This is a genomic window from Mongoliibacter ruber (assembly GCF_003003005.1).
In the GTDB taxonomy this organism is placed as follows: Bacteria; Bacteroidota; Bacteroidia; order Cytophagales; family Cyclobacteriaceae; genus Mongoliibacter; species Mongoliibacter ruber.
In genome coordinates, this window is the sequence record NZ_PVTR01000001.1 from 616,517 (window position 1) to 638,173 (window position 21,657).

A 21,657-nucleotide genomic window follows, 5' to 3' on the forward strand; every position below is an offset into this window, starting at 1 on the left:
CACAGCTTCTCCGATTGCGTATTCTATACCATTTGCAGGTGAAGTGATGGACACTTCAGGAAGGATATTGTCAGCGATAACTGTTACAGTCACAGCAGCTGAAGTAGTTTCTCCGCCTCTGTCATCTGTGGCAACAGCTGTCAATTCAAAGTTTCCTGCTTCTGTAGCATTCCAATTTATAGTATAAGGCGCTGTATTGTCAGATCCGATCAGGCTTCCGTTGACATAGAAGTCAACTTTAGTGATAGCTCCGTCAGCATCTGTAGCATCTGCGGTGATTGTTACCGATTTACCGATAGCGTACTCAGAACCATTTGCAGGTGAAGTGATGGACACTTCAGGAAGGATATTGTCAGCGATCACTGTTACAGTCACAGCAGCAGAAGTATTTTCTCCGCCTCTGTCATCTGTGGCAACAGCTGTCAATTCAAAGCTTCCAGCTTCTGTAGCATTCCAGTTTGCGGTGTAAGGCGCTGTATTGTCAGAACCGATCAGGCTTCCGTTGACATAGAAATCAACTTTAGTGATAGTTCCGTCAGCGTCTGTGGCATCTGCGGTGATAGTCACAGCTTCTCCGATAGCGTATTCTGAACCTTCCGCAGGTGAAGTGATGGAAACTTCAGGAAGAACATTGTCAGCAATAACTGTTACAGGAACAGCAACTGAAGTAGTTTCACCTCCTCTATCATCTGTGGCAACAGCTGTCAATTCAAAGTTTCCGGCTTCAGCAGCATTCCAGTTTGCCGTGAAAGGTGCTGTATTGTCTGAACCTATCAGGCTTCCGTTCACATAGAAGTCAACTTTAGTGATAGCTCCGTCAGCATCTGTGGCATTTGCGGTTATGTTTACAGCTTCTCCGATTGCGTATTCTGTACCATTTGAAGGTGAAGTGATGGACACTTCCGGAAGGATATTGTCAGCGATCACTGTTACAGTAACAGCAGCAGAAGTAGTTTTTCCGTTTCTGTCATCTGTGGCAACAGCTGTCAATTCAAAGTTTCCTGCTTCAGCAGCATTCCAGTTTGCGGTGAAAGGAGCATCTGACGAAGTTCCGATCAGGCTTCCGTTCACATAGAAGTCAACTTTAGTGATAGCTCCGTCAGCATCTGTGGCATTTGCGGTTATGTTTACAGCTTTTCCGATGGCGTATTCTATACCGTTTGTAGGAGAAGTAATAGAAACTTCAGGAAGGATATTGTCAGCGATCACTGTTATAGTCACAGCAGCTGAAGTAGTTTCTCCGCCTCTGTCATCTGTGGCAACAGCTGTCAATTCAAAGTTTCCTGCTTCTGTAGCATTCCAATTTATAGTATAAGGCGCTGTATTGTCAGATCCGATCAGGCTTCCGTTGACATAGAAGTCAACTTTAGTGATAGCTCCGTCAGCATCTGTAGCATCTGCGGTGATTGTTACCGATTTACCGATAGCGTACTCAGAACCATTTGCAGGTGAAGTGATGGACACTTCAGGAAGGATATTGTCAGCGATCACTGTTACAGTCACAGCAGCAGAAGTATTTTCTCCGCCTCTGTCATCTGTGGCAACAGCTGTCAATTCAAAGCTTCCAGCTTCTGTAGCATTCCAGTTTGCGGTGTAAGGCGCTGTATTGTCAGAACCGATCAGGCTTCCGTTGACATAGAAATCAACTTTAGTGATAGTTCCGTCAGCGTCTGTGGCATCTGCGGTGATAGTCACAGCTTCTCCGATCGCGTATTCTGTACCATTTGCAGGAGAAGTGACAGACACTTCAGGAAGGATATTGTCAGCGATAACTGTTACAGTCACTGCAGCTGAAGTAGTTTTTCCGTTTCTGTCATCTGTGGCAACAGCTGTCAATTCAAAGCTTCCAGCTTCTGTAGCATTCCAGTTTGCCGTGAAAGGTGCTGTATTGTCTGAACCTATCAGGCTTCCGTTCACATAGAAGTCAACTTTAGTGATAGCTCCGTCAGCGTCTGTGGCATCTGCGGTGATAGTCACAGCTTCTCCGATCGCGTATTCTATACCATTTGAAGGTGAAGTGATGGACACTTCAGGAAGGATATTGTCAGCAATTACTGTTACAGTCACTGCAGCTGAAGTAGTTTTTCCGTTTCTGTCATCTGTAGCAACAGCTGTCAATTCAAAGTTTCCTGCTTCAGCAGCATTCCAGTTTGCGGTGAAAGGCGCTGTATTGTCAGATCCGATCAGGCCTCCATTGACATAGAAGTCAACTTTAGTGATAGCTCCGTCAGCGTCTGTAGCATCTGCGGTGATTGTTACCGATTCACCGATGGCATATTCTGTACCATTTGCAGGTGAAGTGATGGACACTTCTGGAAGGATATTGTCTGCAATTACTGTTACAGTCACTGCAGCTGAAGTAGTTTCTCCGCCTCTGTCATCTGTGGCAACAGCTGTCAATTCAAAGTTTCCTGCTTCTGTAGCATTCCAGTTTATAGTATAAGGCGCTGTATTGTCTGAACCTATCAGGCTTCCGTTGATATAGAAGTCAACTTTAGTGATAGCTCCATCAGCGTCTGTGGCATCTGCGGTGATAGTCACAGCTTCTCCTATGGCGTATTCTGAACCATTTGCAGGTGAAGTGATGGAAACTTCAGGAAGGGTATTGTCTGCAATTACTGTTACAGTCACTGAAGCCGAAGTAGTTTTTCCGTTTCTGTCATCTGTGGCAACAGCTGTCAATTCAAAGTTTCCTGCTTCAGCAGCATTCCAGTTTATAGTATAAGGTGCGGTATTGTCTGAACCTATCAGGCCTCCATTGACATAGAAGTCAACTTTAGTGATAGCTCCATCAGCGTCTGTGGCATCTGCGGTGATAGTCACAGCTTCTCCTATGGCGTATTCTGAACCATTTGCAGGTGAAGTGATGGAAACTTCAGGAAGGGTATTGTCTGCAATTACTGTTACAGTCACTGAAGCCGAAGTAGTTTTTCCGTTTCTGTCATCTGTGGCAACAGCTGTCAATTCAAAGCTTCCAGCATCTGTAGCATTCCAGTTTAAAGTATAAGGCGCTGTATTGTCAGATCCGATGAGGCTTCCGTTGACATAGAAGTCAACTTTAGTGATAGCTCCGTCAGCGTCTGTGGCATCTGCGGTGATTGTTACCGATTCACCGATGGCATATTCTGTACCATTTGCAGGTGAAGTGATGGACACTTCTGGAAGTATGTTTTCATTCTGAATATTAACAGTAATAGGAGAGGAATTTACCTTATTTCCTACGTTATCATAAACAATAGCATTCAAAACGAATGACCCTGAAGTTTCAAAATCCCAAATAAAATTCAAATCATTTGATTCAAAGACCTTAACAACTTGATTATTCACAAGGAATTCAAAAAATAAAATTTCCGAATCAGGGCTTAATATTTCTAGATTAATATCTATAATTGATTCTGAAATTGTTAAATTATTTTGAGGAGAAACAAATTTAACTGTTGGTTCAGCCTGCTTTACGAACTTTCCTACGACATTAATATCTTTTGAAGGCATTTTAAATTCATACTCATGCCCCCCACCTACATTTACGCCATCTATTTCCCAATGGCTAAAGACATATCCAGTAAAGGAATCGGCTACTATTTGGACGTTTTCGCCTTCAATTACTTCTAATTCTGATAATCCAGAAAAATCGATTTCTCCACTTTTTGAAAGTTCATTTTTAACACCTAGTGTATAATTTTTTACTTCATAAACATTGGGTGTAGTTGGATTTTTGCCAACAACATAATGATCAGTAAAATTATCCCATCCATCCCTATTTTGAACCTCTGTTGAGGCCTCATTTAATTCGCCTTTATAGACCAATTTCTCTTCTCCAAAAATACCTGCTAGTAGGAATAAGATCCCGATTTTTATAAACCCCACCATATTTACAACACTTTACTTTTCAGCTCTTGATTTTTGAAGTTCAAATGCATTTTTTTATATTTTGAGAATTAAAATATAATTTTATGCGTTTGATTAATACTAATATGTTATTCCGTATTTTCTTGTTATTCACTTAACAAACAGAATATTTCATTAAAAAACAAAATCAAAAATGCTGAAAAAAAAGTATAATTGATCATTAGTTATAGCGGGAATATTATAAATAAAAGTAATTGCGATTCATATACTATTTTATGATAAAAGTGTCAAAATAGGGTAAGATAAATAGTGTATTTCTTTGCCAAAATATTTTTAAAAAACATAGGTTAATTTAATTATCACAACTCCATATTGACACTTTGACAAAATTCAAAAGAATAAGCGTTTCTGAAAGTAGAGGTCTTAGAAAAAAAACAAAAAAAAAGCATCTGATAAAGAGGCCTCATTATTTCGTAAAAGTTACTTTTAGTTTCTAGCCTACCTCAAAAAGCTTCCCCAAAAGTCAAATAGAACAACAGGCCCTCGCCGGGGGAATGGGCAAGGTCAAAACGGAGGTTGAGCTTTTCTTTCTTGGACAGCTTATACCTCAATCCTGTACCGTAGGTGAGTTTGGTGTTTTGAATTTGAAAAGGCCTGGAAGATGAATAAATATTGCCCAATCCACCAAAGCCTACCAAACCCCACCTCTCTTTAAACTTCCAACGGTATTCACTTTGGAGCAAAACCATATTGTTGTCCCTGAACTTTCCTTCAAAAAGTCCTCTCATCAACCTGTTGCCTCCCAGCAAGGGAAGACCAAAAAAAGGTACATTGCCGTTTAGCATCTCTGCGTATGCCTGATAGACAAATACAGAATTTTTCCCTGTTGGTAAAACCTGCCTAAAATCAGCCATCCACCTGACATACCTGAAAGATGAGCCTGCCCATGAATCAAAAAACTGTAAACTACTCTCAGCAAATATCCCTCTAGTTGGGTACAATTGGCTATCTCTATTGTCTAAATATACCATGGGGCCAATCCCTCCTACTCTGCCACCTTCATTTCCCAGATAGTCTTCTGAAGCTAATAAGCCCCCTTCCTCAACATTCCGTATATCAAAATCATCATACCAATACCTTAATCCAACATAAAAATCACCTTTGACCTTTTTCAAATAATCAAATTTAATCCTTGGTAACCTTGCTTGAAAAACTTCTCTATTGGATTGGGGTACACCTGAACCTACTCCAAAAAAGAAAAAGACATAATCGTACCACCCTATTTCACCAGCAAACAAGTGTTGATTTTCTGATGTGAAAATCCGCCAACTCCCATAACTTAGAAACTGATTGAAAAGGGTATAGGCACCACCAATAGCCACTTGGCTCTCAAAAGTATTGGATTTGTCCCCTAACGTGAAGTTTGCAACCGCACCTGCCCCAAATGCCCAAGAGGTCTCTGGGGTATAATAAACCAAAGGCAATACTGCCAATGATACTTCCTTCGCTGAATCTAATGGTTCTTTTTCCGGAAAGTCTTGACCCAAACCTGAAATACAAAAGTTGGTCAAGATATAAAGTGTAGTGACAAAATATCTCACGTTTGAATTTACGGATATTCTCTCTAAAACGGATTAATTTCTAAACCTAGGTTCTACCCATACAAAAGTTAACGTAGCCAAAACAATCAGGAACCAGGCCCAATCCGGAATAAATTTTTTCACCTTCCTCAAACCCTCAATCTCATTTGCAAACCCTCTCCTGTGTTTTAAATATTCCAAGATCATCTGGTGCTGGCGAATGGGTTCAAAGTCATCGTAGGACTCCACATAAACAGACAATTCTCCAAATAGCTCTTGCCATCCCTCTTTTTTAGGGGTAAATTGGTAAATGAATACATTATCATTCACAGGGTCTTTTTTCCAATTTGTACCCATATCCTTTAGGCTCAAATTTTCATCGGAAAGATGTAAAGCAGTCAACTGACCTTCAAAAATCGGCTTCGAAAGTGAATAGAATCTTTTGGGTTTAGGTGAAAGCTTTTCCAAAATCGGTTCCCAAATTTTGGCATAACCAATACTGTCGCCAGACAACTGCAATTCAAAACTGCTTTCCAGTAGGCTTACTCCGATGACATAATCTCCTGTAATTTCAAATCCTGATGAAAATAAACTGTCCTGATTACTCTTGAGTAAAAACTCATAAGGTAAAACACTCACACCATTTTCACTCTCAACGGATACTTCACCGGTTTTATTTAGCTCAAATTTTGTATTTAGCTTTGTATTTATGTTGAGAATATCCTGTGCTGGGTTTGACAGATTGAATAAAAACAATCCTGAATAAACGGTTCCCACGTCATCAACATTTAGACTATTCAATTGGCTCGGATCAATAAAAAGAATAGTCTTGCCTTCGGAATCCATATCTGAGATGATCCTTGAATCTCGTGAAACCTGTACATCTAACTTGGCCCGCTCTCCTCTTCTTCTCAGGTAATCTGTGATGATCCTTGCCTCCGGATTTGGGAATCCTACCTTAACTTCAAGATCCAAAACTTCCGCTTCTTGCACAAAAAAGCGCATATCTCCCACTTTTTCATCAGCAATGTAAATCCCCAATTTATTTTTCCCCAAAACCAAAGCAGGGAAAATGACTTCCACTTTTCCATCCTCATCTATTTGATTTGCTGCCAATATTTCCTCAGAAAGTCTGACCTCAAGCTTACTGCCTGTAGCACCGGGTACTTTACCCTTTAATATTTGCCGCTGACCGTATTGAAGGACACCTTTCCAATTTAAATTTTCAAAATCTCCCTCCACAAAAGGTTGAGGGATCCAATCTATATCTACCAAAGGTATAGCTAGCAAGTCCTCCTCACTGAATTCCTGCCCGTAAAGAATCAGCTTGTTGACTTCCCTGATTTCTTCCCCCGCTTTAAATACCTTATCAGCATCATATTCCTTTGCCAAAGCAGTAAAATCTTCCTTTTTCTGATCTTTTGAAATCAATAAGGCTGTTTGCTCAGGTATCTCAGCTTCCCAATATGGCTGAAGCACAAACAAAATCAAGGTTAGGGTAAAAAGAGAAAACAGGAATGACTTAAGGCCTTTTCTGGTAATATTTTTGACAAAAAAATAGGTGCATTGTGCAAGACACAACAACAATAAAATCAAGATGACTGCAAACAAAAAATAGCCTTCCAATATTGGTTCAAACTGCATCATTTGTAATTTTTCCAGAAAGATTTGGCAAGTTTTGAATTACTGAAATCATTGGCCTGACTTCCTCTTTCAGATTGTAAAATCGGATTTAACTGTTTCCTCAATGTGGCTACTTCTGACGAATTGAGGGCTCCTTGTCTTAATTTTTGAATCAACAGCAAGGTATTCCAGTCTTCCATGCCGGTATCGGCCATTCTTATAGACCAGAGCTGTCCAAACCTATCCAATGCTTCCTTATCGTCTTCAGATAACTGTTGCAGGGTTGTCATCCCTATCACCTTACTGGCCAAAAAGGGCAGTTCTTTCAATGAGGCACTTACTTCTTTTCTGTAAACCGCATCCAAATCCTTGGCATCTCCAGTCAACCTCTTTTCTGCTTCTTTGATAGGTGTGGGGTCAAAGCCTGACTTCTTGACGTAGGTTCTGGATTTTTGCTGGACAGTTTTGAGGTATTCCAGTGCCTTTTCTTGAAAAGGAAGCGCTTTCTCTGGTTCAAACAACCTCAAGTGGAGTTCGGATTGCCACATTTGTTCCAATGCCATCTTCAATAAATTGCGAGTGGATTGTTCATATAAGGTGTTCATTTCTTCCGAATCATGGTTGTGCAGGTATTCTTCCAAAAGACTGGCCAAGGCATCGTCTTCATCGTGATCATGGTCATGGTGCTCATGACTGCCACCGGATATCTCTTCTAATTGCTGTTTGAGCATTTCCTGATTCTCGTCGTGGTTCTCCTTATATTGTTGCAAGGCAGCATACCTGAATTTACTCAATGCCGGTGCTCCTTCATTTTCCCCCTCATGGTCATGGTTGTGAATGAAGCTTTCCAAAATATTTCTTCCTTCGGGAGAACTTAAGCTTCCACCTGGAGCACTTGATTCGAATTCCTCTCCTAAATACTGTCCATAACGCATCCTCAATAGTTTTTGCTCATGTCCCAATTCATTGGATTGACTCTGAAATTCCTTTTCAGCTAACTCTTTCTTCTCTTTCAACAGCTTCTCTGTATCAATGATGATTTGGCGCTGACTCCTGAAATAATCAGGAAGCACATGAATGGCCATGGACTCTAGCTGCCCATCAGATAGACCTGTAGAGTCTACAAATTGGATAAAATAGGTGTCTGACTTCGTGATATTAGGTTCGGGCCTTTTATTGTCAATGGCCAACCAATAGTAATACAGTTCATCTCCTGGCTGAAAATCCATTGCCTCAAAATCGAACTGGTGATTGAGTATTTTTTCTTTGAAAGCTGTCGAAGACAATTGAATTCTGTTTTCTCTGAACTTGACATTTTCCCCTCTTCCTCTTGCCAAAGTGGCTACAAGGTGAACTTGACTGACCAAAAAATCATCGCTTATGCTGGCTTCAAGTGTCTTCTTATTCGGATCTTTTGCAAAGTGATACGCATACAAATCTTCTTGTTTTGGTATAATCAAAGGAGCTTTGTCTCTCACACTTTCCAACTTATGAAAGCCAGATTCAAAAACCAGAGAGTCTACAGCATATGCCTGAATGGCATATAAACCAGAGCCCTCCAAACGATCTTCCAACCAAAATGTATCATCATTCGCCTTGAACTCAACTTGAAGCCCCTTGGCGTCTGTCAACAACACACGATCAACTTTGGGTGAATAAAAATTCAAATGCCACTTAATCAGTGAACCTTCCAAGCCTCGGATATCAAATTCTCCTTGGGTTTTGGTGGCCAAATTACTATAGGCAGGCGGTGATATTGTCAAGCTAGCTTCAGAGAGTGCAATGAGAGCATCTCTCGTCTTGGCAGTGGTTTCTGGGGATTTTTGGGATTTTTTTTCTTTCGGGAAAATGGCTTGAATGTTCGTGAAATTGCTCATGGCAAAGATCCCGGTACTCAGTACGAGAAAGACAAGTACTGGCAGTATGTTCCTACCTATTAAAATCGGGACTTTAGTTTCTTGATATTGAGCATCCAATCTTTTTAGCTGTAATATTTCAGCTAGGTTCTTTTCTTTTTTGTCTAAAATATCAAGACTGTATTCCAAACCCGGAAAATTATGGTGCAAGATGTGTTTTGCGGTTTTTCTATCTCTGGTAAAGCCACCAAAAAACCATGCTGAACTGATAAGGACACCTGTTCCCAATATCAAACAATACTTGAGATCTAAGCCAAGCGCAGAAAAAGCAAAGCAAAATCCGACAGCTAACAATGAAGCCTTAAGAAAGGCGTTCAGCTGTTGCTGCAGTATGGTTTTAGATATAAGCCTCTCCAGTTTTGTCATAACCCTGCTTTGTTCGCTACTATTCTTTCAGCTATCAATACCAACAGGAGGATGACCCAGATAATTTCCTGTGCATTGGCTTTCTGTGATTGTTGTGAATAGGATTGTTGATCCTTAACAATGAATTTTTGCTGAATTTCTTCTTGATCCAATCGCATCGGATTACCCTCAATGCTATAAAAATGCAAAATTGAATTCAGTATTTCAGATGGCAATTGTTGCTTTGCTGAAAGTCTTCTTTCTTGATCAACCTTTATAAAATATACATTGGGATATTGGGCATTAATCCTGTCACCAGAAAAGTCGAAAATCAAAAGTTCATCCTTAATCTCTTGAAGCTTATCGGTAAATACCATATCTACTTCACCTTCCTCCTTGATTTCAAATTTCAACCCGAATACTTCTTCAATGGCTTTTAAGGAAGAAAGAACTTCCTTTTCCCTATCTGCTTGATTTAATTGAATACTTACCTTAAAATTTCCATTTGAAACCTTCCTAAGAGAAGAAAGATTATTGGAAACTGCCACCATCTGGTCTCCATCATTGATTTTCACTACTTCTTCAGGACTGATTTCAATAGCATTCCTGCCCCCCTGATACGTTACATGCTGCCCAATGAAAATTTCAGGATCACTTTCAACCAGGTATTTTGGCAAATCAAAACTACTGGCAAAACCAGTCAGGTAAAGTTTAAGCTCATAACCTGAATATTTTTGTATAGCCTTATACATATTCATTTTCTGATTTCCCGAAGTCTCATTCAACGACTCGCTACCAATAACTTCCAAGTCAGGATTTAACAAGATTACCTGGTCACCATTTTCGATAGCTTGATTGAGCTCAAACCTAAATTCAGACAGTAATTCTGGATTGGGTTCAACCAAATGGACAGTCATAACTTCTTTTTCATTCTCCAGAAAATCAAAAAACACCTGAACCATCACCAACACAAAAAGCGAGATAAAAACCATTCTCAACAGCATCAAAAACCACTGCTCTAACCTTATATGCCTGATCGGTTTATTGTCATTTTCTTCCAGAAAACGAAAAGCTGCCCAATACACTTTTTGCCCCTTTCTCCCATTCCAAAGATGGATAAGCAAGGGCACTGAAAGTGCTAGAAGACCCCAAAACATATATGGTGATAAAAAACCCATCAGCTCAAATGCTTTTGCTTAAGTACCCTTTCCAATATTTCCTCCACAGGCTCGTCTAATCTGACCCTATGGAGGCTGACCCCGGGAAATTGCAATGCCAATTCCAAAGAACTCAAATATGCTGTCATTTTTTGGTTATACCGCTCTACCAACTCCGATGCATTCGCATGAATAGAATGGCCGGATTCCAAATCTACAAACCTCATATTTCCATCTAAGCCCATTTTGATTTCATTAGACCCTAGCAATTGAAACAATAGGATATTTTTGCGGGGATGGACCATAGACCTGACTATGCTGGTCCACTCATTTTCTTCCTGAAGAAAATCAGACACCATGATGATCAACTCTTTTTCTTTTGACTTCAATTCAGGAAATGTAGTGGTTTCAATCGGCCAATTCCCGCTTGCTTCGGCTGATTCCAAATGGTATAAAATGGATTGAAACCCCTTTCCACTGGGAGAGGTCATTTGTTCCACTTTGCCGTTTTTCAAAAAATAAAGTGACAATCTATCCTCCTGCATGTAAGCTAAGTAAGACAATGAGGCCAACAGAACTTTCGCATATTGCAATCTCTGGATGCCATTTTCTGCATAATTCATAGAACCGGAAAGGTCTAATATCAATCTCACATTCAGGTGGCTGTCTACGGGTGATTCTTTAATCAGGTATTTTTCAGATCTGGCAAAAAGTTTCCAATCCAAGCGCTTCAAGTCATCCCCAGGTTCATAATGTCTATACTGTTCAAATTCAGCACCTGAACCTACTCTTTTACCTACATGACTGCCCTGTATCAGTTTTTCGCTGATGATTCTTGCAGCCAATCGGAGATTTTGCAGCTTGATGATTTCAAGATGTTCTTGTTTAGATTCCAATTTGTGCAGATTTGAGCATTTCGGCAATTACTTTATCAGCATCTACACCTTCCGCTTCAGCCCTGAAATGCATGGAAAGCCTGTGCCTCATCACTGGAAATACCAATAGCTTGATATCATCAGGAATCACAGAGAATCTTCCTTGAATGATAGCCCTTGCTTTTGCGCAGAGAATGAGTGCTTGACCTGCCCTGGGACCTGCCCCCCACTCTACGTATTTCTTTACCACTTCGGACTTCGACTCATCAGGACGACTCTGTCTGATTAATTGATTGATACTGCTGATAAGGCTTTTATCGATATGTACTTGTCTAGTAAGCTCCTGTAGCTTCTTGATATCCCCTGCGTTAAAAACCACATCAACGTTTTCTTGTCCTGTCCCTGTGGTTTTTTCCAATATTTCCAATTCCTCCTGCTCTGTTGGATAGCCCAGTTTGATATACAATAAAAACCTGTCCATTTGCGCCTCAGGCAGTGGGTAGGTTCCTGATTGTTCTATTGGATTTTGGGTTGCTATGATCAAAAAAGGATTGGGTAAGGTATAATTTTTACCTGCGTAAGTGACTTTTTTCTCCTGCATGGCTTCCAGAAGTGCCGCTTGTGTTTTGGGAGGTGTCCGGTTGATCTCATCGGCAAGGACCAAATTGGAGAATATCGGCCCCTGATTGAACTGGAAAAACCTCTTTCCTGTACTATGGTCTTCTTCCAGTACTTCTGTACCCAGTATATCTCCAGGCATCAAATCGGGTGTAAACTGTATCCTTTTGAATTGAAGGTCCATGGCTTCGGAAAGGGTTTTGACCAATAAAGTCTTGGCCAATCCCGGCACTCCCTCCAAAAGACAATGTCCACCAGCCAATAGGGTAATCAACACTTCCTCCACTGCTTCCTGTTGCCCCACTATGATTTTGGCTATTTCTTTCTTTAATGAAGGCAATCTTTGCAACAATTCCTCGTATGCCTGTGTATCTATATTTTCCAAAACTGATTACGTTAATGCATAAATAATGATGTTAATACCGAATTTGGTATTGTCTTCTCTCAGGAAACGCTTATTCCTGAAATCATAGTCCCACTCGCAACCATAGTCTTTATTGCTGTACAACACCCCTATTCTTCCATTGATGACAATTGCCTTGAGGTAATCATGAACCAAGTCATCTCCCCATCCATTGAGTTCAAAAGATGTGGTCGGAGGCCCATCCTCAAACTTGAAAAAACAAGAATATATCTCATGGTCATTTGGGATTTTTTGCAGTGCATTTTCTCCAAATATTTTCGCCATTTCTTCTTCAAATGATTTGGCAAACAGACCGTCAATATCATGATTGCAGTCATCTGCAAATAGAAAACCTCCATTTTGGATATAGGTCTTGAGGTTATTTCTTTCACTTTCTGAAAAAGCAACCAGCCTATGTCCACTGATGTAGCAAAATGGAGACTTGAAAATTTCCCTACTTCCTATCTCCACTATTCTTTCTTTTTCATCTATTGGAATCGTAGTGTATTCCACCAATGAATTGAGAATATTGGATGGCATACGATGATCGGTGTCCCAATTTCCGGAGTTGTATTTGATTCTGGTGAAGAAAAAAGGCTGCATGTAAACATAAACAATCCCCGGAATAGGAAGATTCCGGGGTTGGGTTTTCAAGGTGTAAGAATTATACTGCGTCAGAAAGACTGGTAAAGGTAAAGTCTCTGATTTTCATTGGCGGTATTAGGTTTCCTCCAGCTCTCTGTGGTTTACCCATAGCTTCAATATTATTGAGCATGATCACAGGGCTCTCGTTGAAACGGAAGTTTTTGACCGGGAACTTGATCTGACCATCTTCTATATAGAAGGTGCCATCTCTAGTCAATCCAGTGTAGAGCAATGTTTGAGGATCTACTGCCCTGATATACCAGAACCTAGTTACCAATACACCCCTTTGGGTATTCCTGATCATATCAGCAAGTGAGTCATTGCCTCCTTCAAAGATGATTCCTGTAGGTCTTCCGACCGGATCCACTCCTTTTTTGTCCGCCCAATACCTAGAATAGAACATGTTTTTGACAGCTCCATTCTCTACCCAGGTGATTTTCTCACTAGGCAAGCCTTCATTGTTCCAAGGTCTTCCGGGGAGATCCGGGTGCATAGGGTCTGAGTAGATATTGACCCTTTCATCAAACAACTTCTCTCCCAATCTGGTGCCCCCTCCTTTTTTACTCAAGAAACTTCTACCTTCATCCGCACTTCTTGCATCCATATTGAAGGCCAACAACCTCAATAAATCATTGGCTGCGGTAGGTTCTAGAATTACCGTATATTTTCCAGGTTCGATTGCTTGGGCATTGATTGAAGCTTGGGCTTTCTGAGCTGATATTTCGGTGACGTTTTTAGCGCTAAGCAAACCTACATCATTGAAATCGCGGATTGCATAACCGGATCCTGTTCCATCAGCTGTTCTGACTGTCACAGAAAAATCAACAGAGGAACTCTGGTTATAACCAAACATCCCTTTGCTATTGCCCATAGCTGTAAAGCCGGCAAAGTCTTCCATATACCCAGCTGCAGTGAGGTTTCCGGCATTGGAAACTTCAATGCTATCCATAGCAGCCTTTGCCCTGTAGGTAGGGTCAATGTCTGCCGTCTTTTGAGAAAAGTTTTTGGTTTCGGGATAATCCTGAGGCCCTAGCATAGGCATATACTCAGGATTTTCAGGCGCTAATTGGGCGATTTCTTCAGATTTCTCCACAATTCTTTTAAGCGCTTCATCGGTCAACTCATTTCCTGTGGCTACACCTGATTTCTTGCCATACACAGAAGTCACTGCCACAGAGATCGTGTTGGACTCACCACTTGTGTTCACTGTATTTCTTGCGTACCGTATATTACCTGTCCTGCCACCACTCACACTGACTTCTGTTTCATCAGCACTGGCATACGAGAGGACTTTATCTATAATCTGTTTTGCTTCTTCTTTTGATAACTTTGCCATTTTCTTTGATTTTAGATGGTTAAATCTGTCTTCCAGTGTTGATTACATTGACTCCGTTAAACCTTGTAGTGGCGCTGCCATGTGATACAGCGGAGACTTGAGAAGGCTGACCTTTTCCATCGAAAAAGGTTCCGAACAACTTGTAATCATCCTTGTCACAAATCTGTGCACAGGAATTCCAAAACTCTTGGGTGTTTGATTGATAGGCTACATCTTCCAACATGCCTACGATTTCACCATCTTTGATTTCGTAAAACAACTGACCACCAAACTGGAAGTTGTACCGCTGTTGGTCAATGGAATAGGATCCTCTACCTACAATGTAAATACCCTTTTCCACTCCTTTGATCATATCATGGGCACTGAGCTTGTCTTTACCTGGTTTCAAGGAGACATTTGGCATCCTTTGGAACTGTACAGAATCCCAAGAATCAGCATAGCAACAACCGTGAGACTCTGATTCGTCAATGATACTGGCCTGATCTCTGATTGCCTGGTAATTGACCAGCACACCATCCTTGATCAAATCCCATTCTTTGCACTTGACACCTTCATCATCATAAGCGGTAAGGCCCAAAGATTTGGATTGGGTTTTGTCCGCTACAATATTGACTAAATCACTGCCATATTTGAAATCACCTTGACGCCATTTATCCAGCGTGGCAAAGGATGTTCCCGCATAATTTGCTTCATAACCAAGAACCCTGTCCAACTCCAATGGGTGACCGACAGATTCATGAATGGTCAATCCCAAATGGTCAGGGTCCAAAACCAAATCATACTTGCCTGGAGTTACAGACTTGGCTGATAGTTTTTCTTTGGCATGTTTGGCCGCTGCCACTGCATCTTCCACCATGTCATAAGAATTCCTATAGCTGACCAAACCTGCCGGAGCCTGAATTTTTTCAGAAGCCAAGCCATCAAGGTACTCGTAACCCATTCCCATAGGTGCACTTAAAGCTTGCCTACTTCTGAATTTGCCTTCAGATTGATTTACTGCTGTGACATTGAACGTCGGCCAAATTCTGTGGATATTCTGATCGATGTAAGAGCCATCAGAGGAGGCAAAATACTTTTGCTCATTGACCATAAAAAGGTTGGAATTCACAAATGTGGCACCATTATCCATTGCGGCAGCATTGACACTTAGAAGAAGGTCAATTTTATCCGCTACCGGAATTTCAAAAGGATTTTTGGTAATCGGGGTCTCCCAGCTTACCTCTCCTACACCCTGAACCGGCGCAAGGATTACCGGTTCTTTTTGCATGATAGAATTTGCCTTGGCTATGGCTACGGCCGTTTCAGCACACTTCTTAATACCATCAGGACTCACATCATTTGTGGCTGAAAATCCCCAAGTACCTTCTGCAATAACCCTTATTCCTACACCGTAGCTCTCTGTGTTGGCTATATTTTGGACATTTTTTTCCCTTGTAAATAAAAATTGATTGAGATACCGCCCAATTCGCACATCAGTATAAGTGGCACCTTGTGATTTGGCTGCATTCAAAGCAATGTCAGCCAATGTCTTTTTCTCAGCATTTTCCAGACCTGGGTGCAACAGTTGCGCTGCTGAAACCGGATTTCCATTCAATAGAAAACCGGAAGTCACCAAAGCTCCCATTCCAAGGCCAGATAAATGAATAAAGTCTCTTCTTTTCAATGTTCCTCCTTTGTTAAGCTTGTCAGAATTTTTAATCACGGAAAATATCTCTATTTACCAAGGAATACAAAAACCTTTACAAGGCTGGTATTATTCAAGGATTGGGATGAGTCAGGACTCCCGAAGCTCAATTAGCTAAAGATTCCTCTTCGTGCTTTTTTAGGTGAATGACCATCTCTGTACCACGGCCATATTCACTGTTTACTTTCAAAAAACCACCGTTGTATACCAAAAGCTGTTTTACCAATAACAGTCCCAAACCAGTTCCTTTTTCTTCTTCAGTCCCTTGACTTGATGTAATCATGCTGAAATCATTCTCCAATCGTTCTCTTTTTTCAGGATCCATTCCTTCCCCTGAGTCTCTGACATGCACTTTGAGATGATCGGTTGTAGTCGTGTAAAAAATTGAAATCTGACCTTCTTTTGGAGTAAACTTTATCGCATTGCTAAGAATATTAAATAAGATAACCCTTAGGTTATTTTCATCCACTTTTGCATACACAGGGTTATCTGTGGACATTTGATGTTTCATTTCAATTCCCTTAAGCATCAATTGGTAATCGAATTGGCTGATTACTTCATCCATTACATGGCTGACATCGATTTTTTCAGGATTGGGGTCCAAGCCTTTCATTTGAGTGCTGGCCCATTGCAGGAGGTTTTCGAGAAGTTTGTCTGTTTTGCCTAACTGCTCTTCGATCAAAGTCAATGCTTCTTCCCTTTCTTCTTGCTCAAAGACACCCATCCTATCCAGTTTGAGGAAACTTTTCAAATTACCGATAGGCGATCTAAGGTCATGTGAAAGAATGGAAAAAAGCTTATTCTTGGATTCGTTGATTTGGTTTAAAGATTCATTTTGTGCGGTTACTAGTTCTTTTTTTTCAGCTAGCTCATGATTCAGCTTTTCAAGCTTAAGGCTAAAATTCTCCTTTACTTTGAGACTTCTACGGTAGCTAAAAATCAACAAAACCAACAATAAGACAACTATTGCCAATCCCAGATTCAACTGTTGGTTTACCCGTGACTTTTGTAAGATCAGCTCATTTTCATTAAATAGTTGTTTGTTTTCTGCCTCCACTACCTGTAACTGTAAAAAATTAATCTCCCTCTCTTTCTCCGTATTGAAAAGACTATCTGCAATATCTTTATTGAGCCGGGCTATTTCAAGTGCTTTTGGATAGTCACCAGCATTTTCTAAAGCTTGAGACCAAAGCTTTAAAGCCCTTTCCTGATCCCAAAGCGCATTCATAGACACAGCAGCGTTAAAGGATTCTTCTGCATGGAAAATTGCCTTTTGATATTCCTCATTTCGTAATTCGAGTTCGGCCAAGCCCGCATAAAGAAAAGTCTTCTCCCAAGTGCTGATCTCAGCCTCTCTTGCCAATAGTTTCTCGTAATACATTTGGGCATTATAATAGTCACCCATATCAAAATTGACTTTCCCCATCCTATTGATCACCATATCTCTAACAGGTAGATTCTCTTCAATCTCCAATATCGCCAAAGCTTTTTGCAGCCATTCCAAGGCCACTTCAAACTGTTTAAGTTGGGAATAAGCCAAGCCTATATTGAAAAGCAGGTTGGGTTGAAGCTCTAAACTCTTATTAGACTGAAAAATAGCCAATGCCTCCTTCCAAATTTGAATAGCCTGATCGTATTTTTCCTGGCCTAAAAAAACCAGACCCCTTCCATTAAGCACCTTAGCCTTTTCCAGAGGGTCATTGATTTGCTCAGCCAGCTGATATGCTTGATCGTAGACAGTTTGCGCTTTTAAATAATCTCCACTGATGTAATAGGCTCCACCCCGCAGGTACAAGATTTCAATTTTCATCTTAGGGTTATCTTTTTGCTCTGCGAGATTTTCTAATCTGTCTAAAAAATAAATGGTAGTATCAAGGTTGTCGTATCGGTATTTCAGAACTTTCTCCATCAAAAAATCATAATCATCCTCAAGGGAAAATTCCTGATGTTGAGAAACCTGAAAATAGAAGAATGAAACGAGTAAGTAAATTGAAACCATTAAGATTAGACAGGGTGATATTTGGGTGACAATGATAACTAGTGAACGCAATAAAACAAGCTACCAATCTACATTTCGGTTTTTTTTCTTTTCGGCATGAATCTTTTTTGATTTGAGCCTTTTTTCAATGGCTGCTTTACCAGGACGCGTAGCCTTTCGTGTTTTTTTCTGTTTAAATGCCTTTTTGATTAAATCATAAAACTTTTGAAGAGCGATTTCTTTGTTTTGGTGTTGCGAACGCTTCTCCTCCACTTGAATCACAATATCACCTTCATTGGTGATTTTATTTGACAATTTTTCGCCTATGATCTCTTTTTCTTCAATTGATAAGAATTGAGAATTGCTCACAGAAAACCTCAAGGTGATTTTGGAATTGACTTTATTGACATTTTGACCACCTGGTCCAGAACTTCGACTGGCCTGAAAGTCCAATTCTGAATCAAATACTCTTTTCGCTATTTTCTCTCTTATATTCATTTGGTTTTTATCGGAATGATATTTATAACAACTAAGCTATATAAATCCCTCCCAATTACCAATATCAAAAAGTATTGAGCAAAATGAGAGGAATTACTTAGATTCGGGCAAAATCATGGCAATCATGAAAATAAGAAAAATAAGCACTGAAGAACTGCCATTAGTAAGAGACGTCGCTCTTGATGTATGGCCAAAGACTTTCTCTGATGTCCTGACACCCACACAGGTCGATTTTATGTTGGACTGGATGTACAGTCTGGAATCGCTTAAAAATCAAGTGGAAGAGAAAAATCATGTATTTTTACTGGGTGAAGAAAATCATAAGCCCATAGGCTATTGCTCTTATCAACTGGATACAAAGGAAGTTAAAACCAAGATTCACAAAATCTACCTCTTGCAGGAAACACAGGGCAAAGGTTATGGCAAGATGTTGATAGAAGAAGTCAGGTCAATCGCAAAGCAGAACGGGCAAAGCCACATTTATCTAAATGTCAACCGACATAACCACAAAGCCATTTCATTTTACCTAAAAATCGGTTTCTACGAAGCCTATCGTGAAGTAATCGATATAGGAAATGGTTTTGTGATGGATGATATCGTGATGGAAATGGCTATCTAAGATTTTAAAATTTAGCATTTACAGAAAGAGAATGACAGTATGGTCCGCGTCATGCTGAACGGAGCCTACCTCGTATAGGCAGGCTTGCGAAGTTGAAAGCCTTTCTCGGAGCATTGCGGGGCATCTCCAAAAAACAGGAGATTCTTCTCCCCTTTAGCTATCGTGATCAGGGTGACGGTCCCTACAAATTTGTCTTTGATAGTGCCTCGGGCTGGTAGTTCCTAAGCGGCTCCTCCTCCATTAAGTGCTCAATGAAGTAATCCCACCGCTTTTTGGTAAAGTAATCTCCATATGCCCTGCCAAAGTTGTGGTTTCTACTTGGCCAGATAAAGAAGTCAAAGTCTTTTCCCGCTTTGATGAGGGCTTCTGCAAACTTATAGGAAGCCGATGGATTGACATTTTCGTCCATAGCACCATGAGCTATCAACAATTTCCCCTGAAGCTTATGTGCATTGGTCACATTGGATTGCTCGTGATAGAAGTCCTCTACAGGATAGCCCATAAACATCTCTGGCCACCAAGCTTTCTCCATCCTATGGTCGTGGTCACCGGCTGAACTCACCGCTACTTTATAAAACTCAGGATGAAGCAACATTGCCCTGGCTGCATCGTATCCACCCGCAGAATGACCGTAAATCCCAACTTTATTGATATCGATAAAATTGACCTTTTCAGCTAGCTGCTTAATAGCCAATACATGATCTGTGGTGCCATCTCCCAAGTTCCTGTAGGAATGATTATGAAAAACCTTCCCTCTCCCCGCTGTGCCAAGGCCATCTACCATCACTACGACAAAGCCCAATTCAGCCATTTGTTGTGGGTGATTAAGTATGGATGACTTGAAAGTTTTAGGCGTAGTGGCTGTATGTGGCCCAGTGTAGGTGTAATCAATTACAGGATATTTTTGATTTGGATCAAAGTCGGATGGAATAAAATACAAGCCATGAATCTCTGTCTTGCCATCTTTGGCAATCGCAGTAAAAGGATCTGGAAACTTGTAATTTCTTTTCTTCAAATTTGATATATCCGCTTTGGATATTTCTTGGAGGATTTCCCCATCTTTTGTAGACCTCAATACGGAAATGGTTGACATATTCGGCTTGGAATAGTTGTCTACGAATACAGAAAAGTCAGGAGCTAAAGAGATTTCATGGTAAGCATCCTCCTGAGTCAATAAAGCCAACCCTGTGCCGTCCAACTTCACTTTATATAGGTGATTGAAATAAGGGTTTCGACTATTTTCTTTCCCAGAAGCTTCAAAAAACAATAACTGGTTTTCTTCTTGTACTCCAGCAATTTTACTGACCACAAAATCCCCATTTGTCAATTGCCTGATCAACCTGCCGTTTTTATCGTAATGATAGAGGTGATTCCATCCTGATTTTTCAGAGGAAACGATAAAATCACCATTTTGGAATTGATAAAACAACATGTCCCTGTTAACAAATGTATCCTCTTCATCGCTGAACAAATCCTTGAAAGTCCCATCCAACCCAACTTCTAAAAAGTGTACTTTTTTAAATCCCCTTTCAAAATACATTCCTCTAAGTGACTTACTATCCTTTTGCCAACTTAGATTCATGGACATGAAATGTGGTCTCTTCAAAGATGTTAAAAGAACTTCCTTTTTATGCTCTACATCAAAAAGTACAGGTATAACCTGCACTACTGTGGTATCCCCAGGAGACCCTCTGTAGTATGCATAAAGGTCGGGTCTGAATTTATCATCCTGACTAAAGTCCAGCAAATACATTTTTTCAGCAATCCGCAAGTCGATCACATTGGTCAGGATCTTTTTTGAATCAGGTGACCATGAAACATATAACATTTCAGGCCTCACTCCTCCTTCCCCTTTGATCAGGTCACTCCATCCAAAGGATGATGCATATTCAAAATCTTTTTTTCCTGCAAAACTCAACTGATTGACATCCCCTGAAATCAAATTTTCCACATAAAGGTTGTGTTCTTTGGTAAATGCGCGCCATTGACCATCAGGGGAAACACCCGGTACAGATTCTATATTGTCTTTGGGGATAAATGTCAACTCGTTCTTGGCAATATGATACTTCCACGACATATTTCTCCATTCAAACTCAATCAAATCATTATCTTTTACCTTCATTTTGTCTAAAGGCAGTTTTGCTGAAGAAACATTTTCCCCTGATTGTTTTGTCAATAGTGCTGCAAGCTTTTGATGATCAAAAAACTCTTGTGTTGTCTGTCTTTTGGTATCACTTAGAAAATAGCGTTTTCCATTTTCTGTCTGGCTAACATGCCAGAAAAGAGTACCTCCTTTGATCCAGTTTGGACTTACTTCCAAGTGATAAATCTCTTTCTCTAGGTTATTGGTAAGGTAGTATGCGGCCTGCTCGTACCTTTCCTTGGGGAACTGAGCAAAACTTGAAGAAAAAGATATTACAATAAAAAAGAGCGTTATCAGAGCTTTCATAAGGATAATGTATAGTCAATAGCATTTTAAATATGAAGAATTTCTACTATACTTGTTAACTTACTTTGACAAACGGAATTTT

14 protein-coding genes are annotated in these 21,657 nt (G+C 40.3%); 1 reads left to right on the forward strand and 13 read right to left on the reverse strand.

What is annotated here, in order from left to right; translation table 11 throughout:
• The 12 genes from CLW00_RS21325 to arfB all read right to left on the reverse strand — a co-directional run.
• On the reverse strand, positions 1-3,870 hold a 3,870-nt coding region (locus CLW00_RS21325; protein ID WP_106132090.1), incomplete at its 3' end, for an Ig-like domain-containing protein.
• Between the two features lie 482 nt (positions 3,871-4,352).
• Positions 4,353-5,450 (reverse strand): BamA/TamA family outer membrane protein, encoded by a 1,098-nt coding sequence (locus CLW00_RS02795; protein WP_106132091.1) that lies wholly within the window; start codon positions 5,448-5,450, stop codon positions 4,353-4,355.
• 33 nt (positions 5,451-5,483) lie between these two features.
• Positions 5,484-7,076 (reverse strand): hypothetical protein, encoded by a 1,593-nt coding sequence (locus tag CLW00_RS02800; RefSeq protein WP_146131359.1) that lies wholly within the window; start codon positions 7,074-7,076, stop codon positions 5,484-5,486.
• Complete coding sequence (locus tag CLW00_RS02805) at positions 7,073-9,334, reverse strand: hypothetical protein (RefSeq protein WP_106132093.1); 2,262 nt, start codon at positions 9,332-9,334, stop codon at positions 7,073-7,075. Before CLW00_RS02805 ends, CLW00_RS02800 begins: the two co-directional genes overlap by 4 nt.
• Positions 9,331-10,491, reverse strand: a complete 1,161-nt coding sequence (locus CLW00_RS02810) for a BatA domain-containing protein (RefSeq protein WP_106132094.1) — start codon at positions 10,489-10,491, stop codon at positions 9,331-9,333. Before CLW00_RS02810 ends, CLW00_RS02805 begins: the two co-directional genes overlap by 4 nt.
• Complete coding sequence (locus CLW00_RS02815; RefSeq protein WP_106132095.1) at positions 10,491-11,366, reverse strand: DUF58 domain-containing protein; 876 nt, start codon at positions 11,364-11,366, stop codon at positions 10,491-10,493. Before CLW00_RS02815 ends, CLW00_RS02810 begins: the two co-directional genes overlap by 1 nt.
• Positions 11,356-12,348, reverse strand: a complete 993-nt coding sequence (locus CLW00_RS02820; protein WP_106132096.1) for an AAA family ATPase — start codon at positions 12,346-12,348, stop codon at positions 11,356-11,358. Before CLW00_RS02820 ends, CLW00_RS02815 begins: the two co-directional genes overlap by 11 nt.
• Positions 12,349-12,354: 6 nt before the next feature.
• Positions 12,355-12,969, reverse strand: a complete 615-nt coding sequence (locus CLW00_RS02825; protein ID WP_106132097.1) for a DUF4159 domain-containing protein — start codon at positions 12,967-12,969, stop codon at positions 12,355-12,357.
• Positions 12,970-13,030: 61 nt separating this feature from the next.
• Positions 13,031-14,347, reverse strand: coding sequence for a TldD/PmbA family protein (locus tag CLW00_RS02830; protein ID WP_106132098.1), 1,317 nt, complete (start codon positions 14,345-14,347; stop codon positions 13,031-13,033).
• Positions 14,348-14,366: 19 nt separating this feature from the next.
• Positions 14,367-16,010 (reverse strand): TldD/PmbA family protein, encoded by a 1,644-nt coding sequence (locus tag CLW00_RS02835; RefSeq protein WP_106132232.1) that lies wholly within the window; start codon positions 16,008-16,010, stop codon positions 14,367-14,369.
• A 127-nt stretch (positions 16,011-16,137) separates the two neighbouring features.
• Positions 16,138-18,030, reverse strand: coding sequence for an ATP-binding protein (locus tag CLW00_RS02840; RefSeq protein ID WP_106132099.1), 1,893 nt, complete (start codon positions 18,028-18,030; stop codon positions 16,138-16,140).
• Between the two features lie 60 nt (positions 18,031-18,090).
• A complete protein-coding gene (gene arfB / locus CLW00_RS02845; RefSeq protein ID WP_106132100.1) occupies positions 18,091-18,507 on the reverse strand; it encodes an alternative ribosome rescue aminoacyl-tRNA hydrolase ArfB in 417 nt (138 codons plus the stop codon).
• A 124-nt stretch (positions 18,508-18,631) separates the two neighbouring features.
• On the opposite strand from arfB, the gene CLW00_RS02850 reads away from it, so the two are divergent.
• Positions 18,632-19,126, forward strand: a complete 495-nt coding sequence (locus CLW00_RS02850) for a GNAT family N-acetyltransferase (protein ID WP_245917149.1) — start codon at positions 18,632-18,634, stop codon at positions 19,124-19,126.
• Positions 19,127-19,307: 181 nt separating this feature from the next.
• Here CLW00_RS02850 and CLW00_RS02855 read toward each other — a convergent pair whose 3' ends face one another.
• Positions 19,308-21,575, reverse strand: a complete 2,268-nt coding sequence (locus tag CLW00_RS02855) for a S9 family peptidase (protein WP_106132101.1) — start codon at positions 21,573-21,575, stop codon at positions 19,308-19,310.
• Between the last annotated feature and the right edge of the window lie 82 nt (positions 21,576-21,657).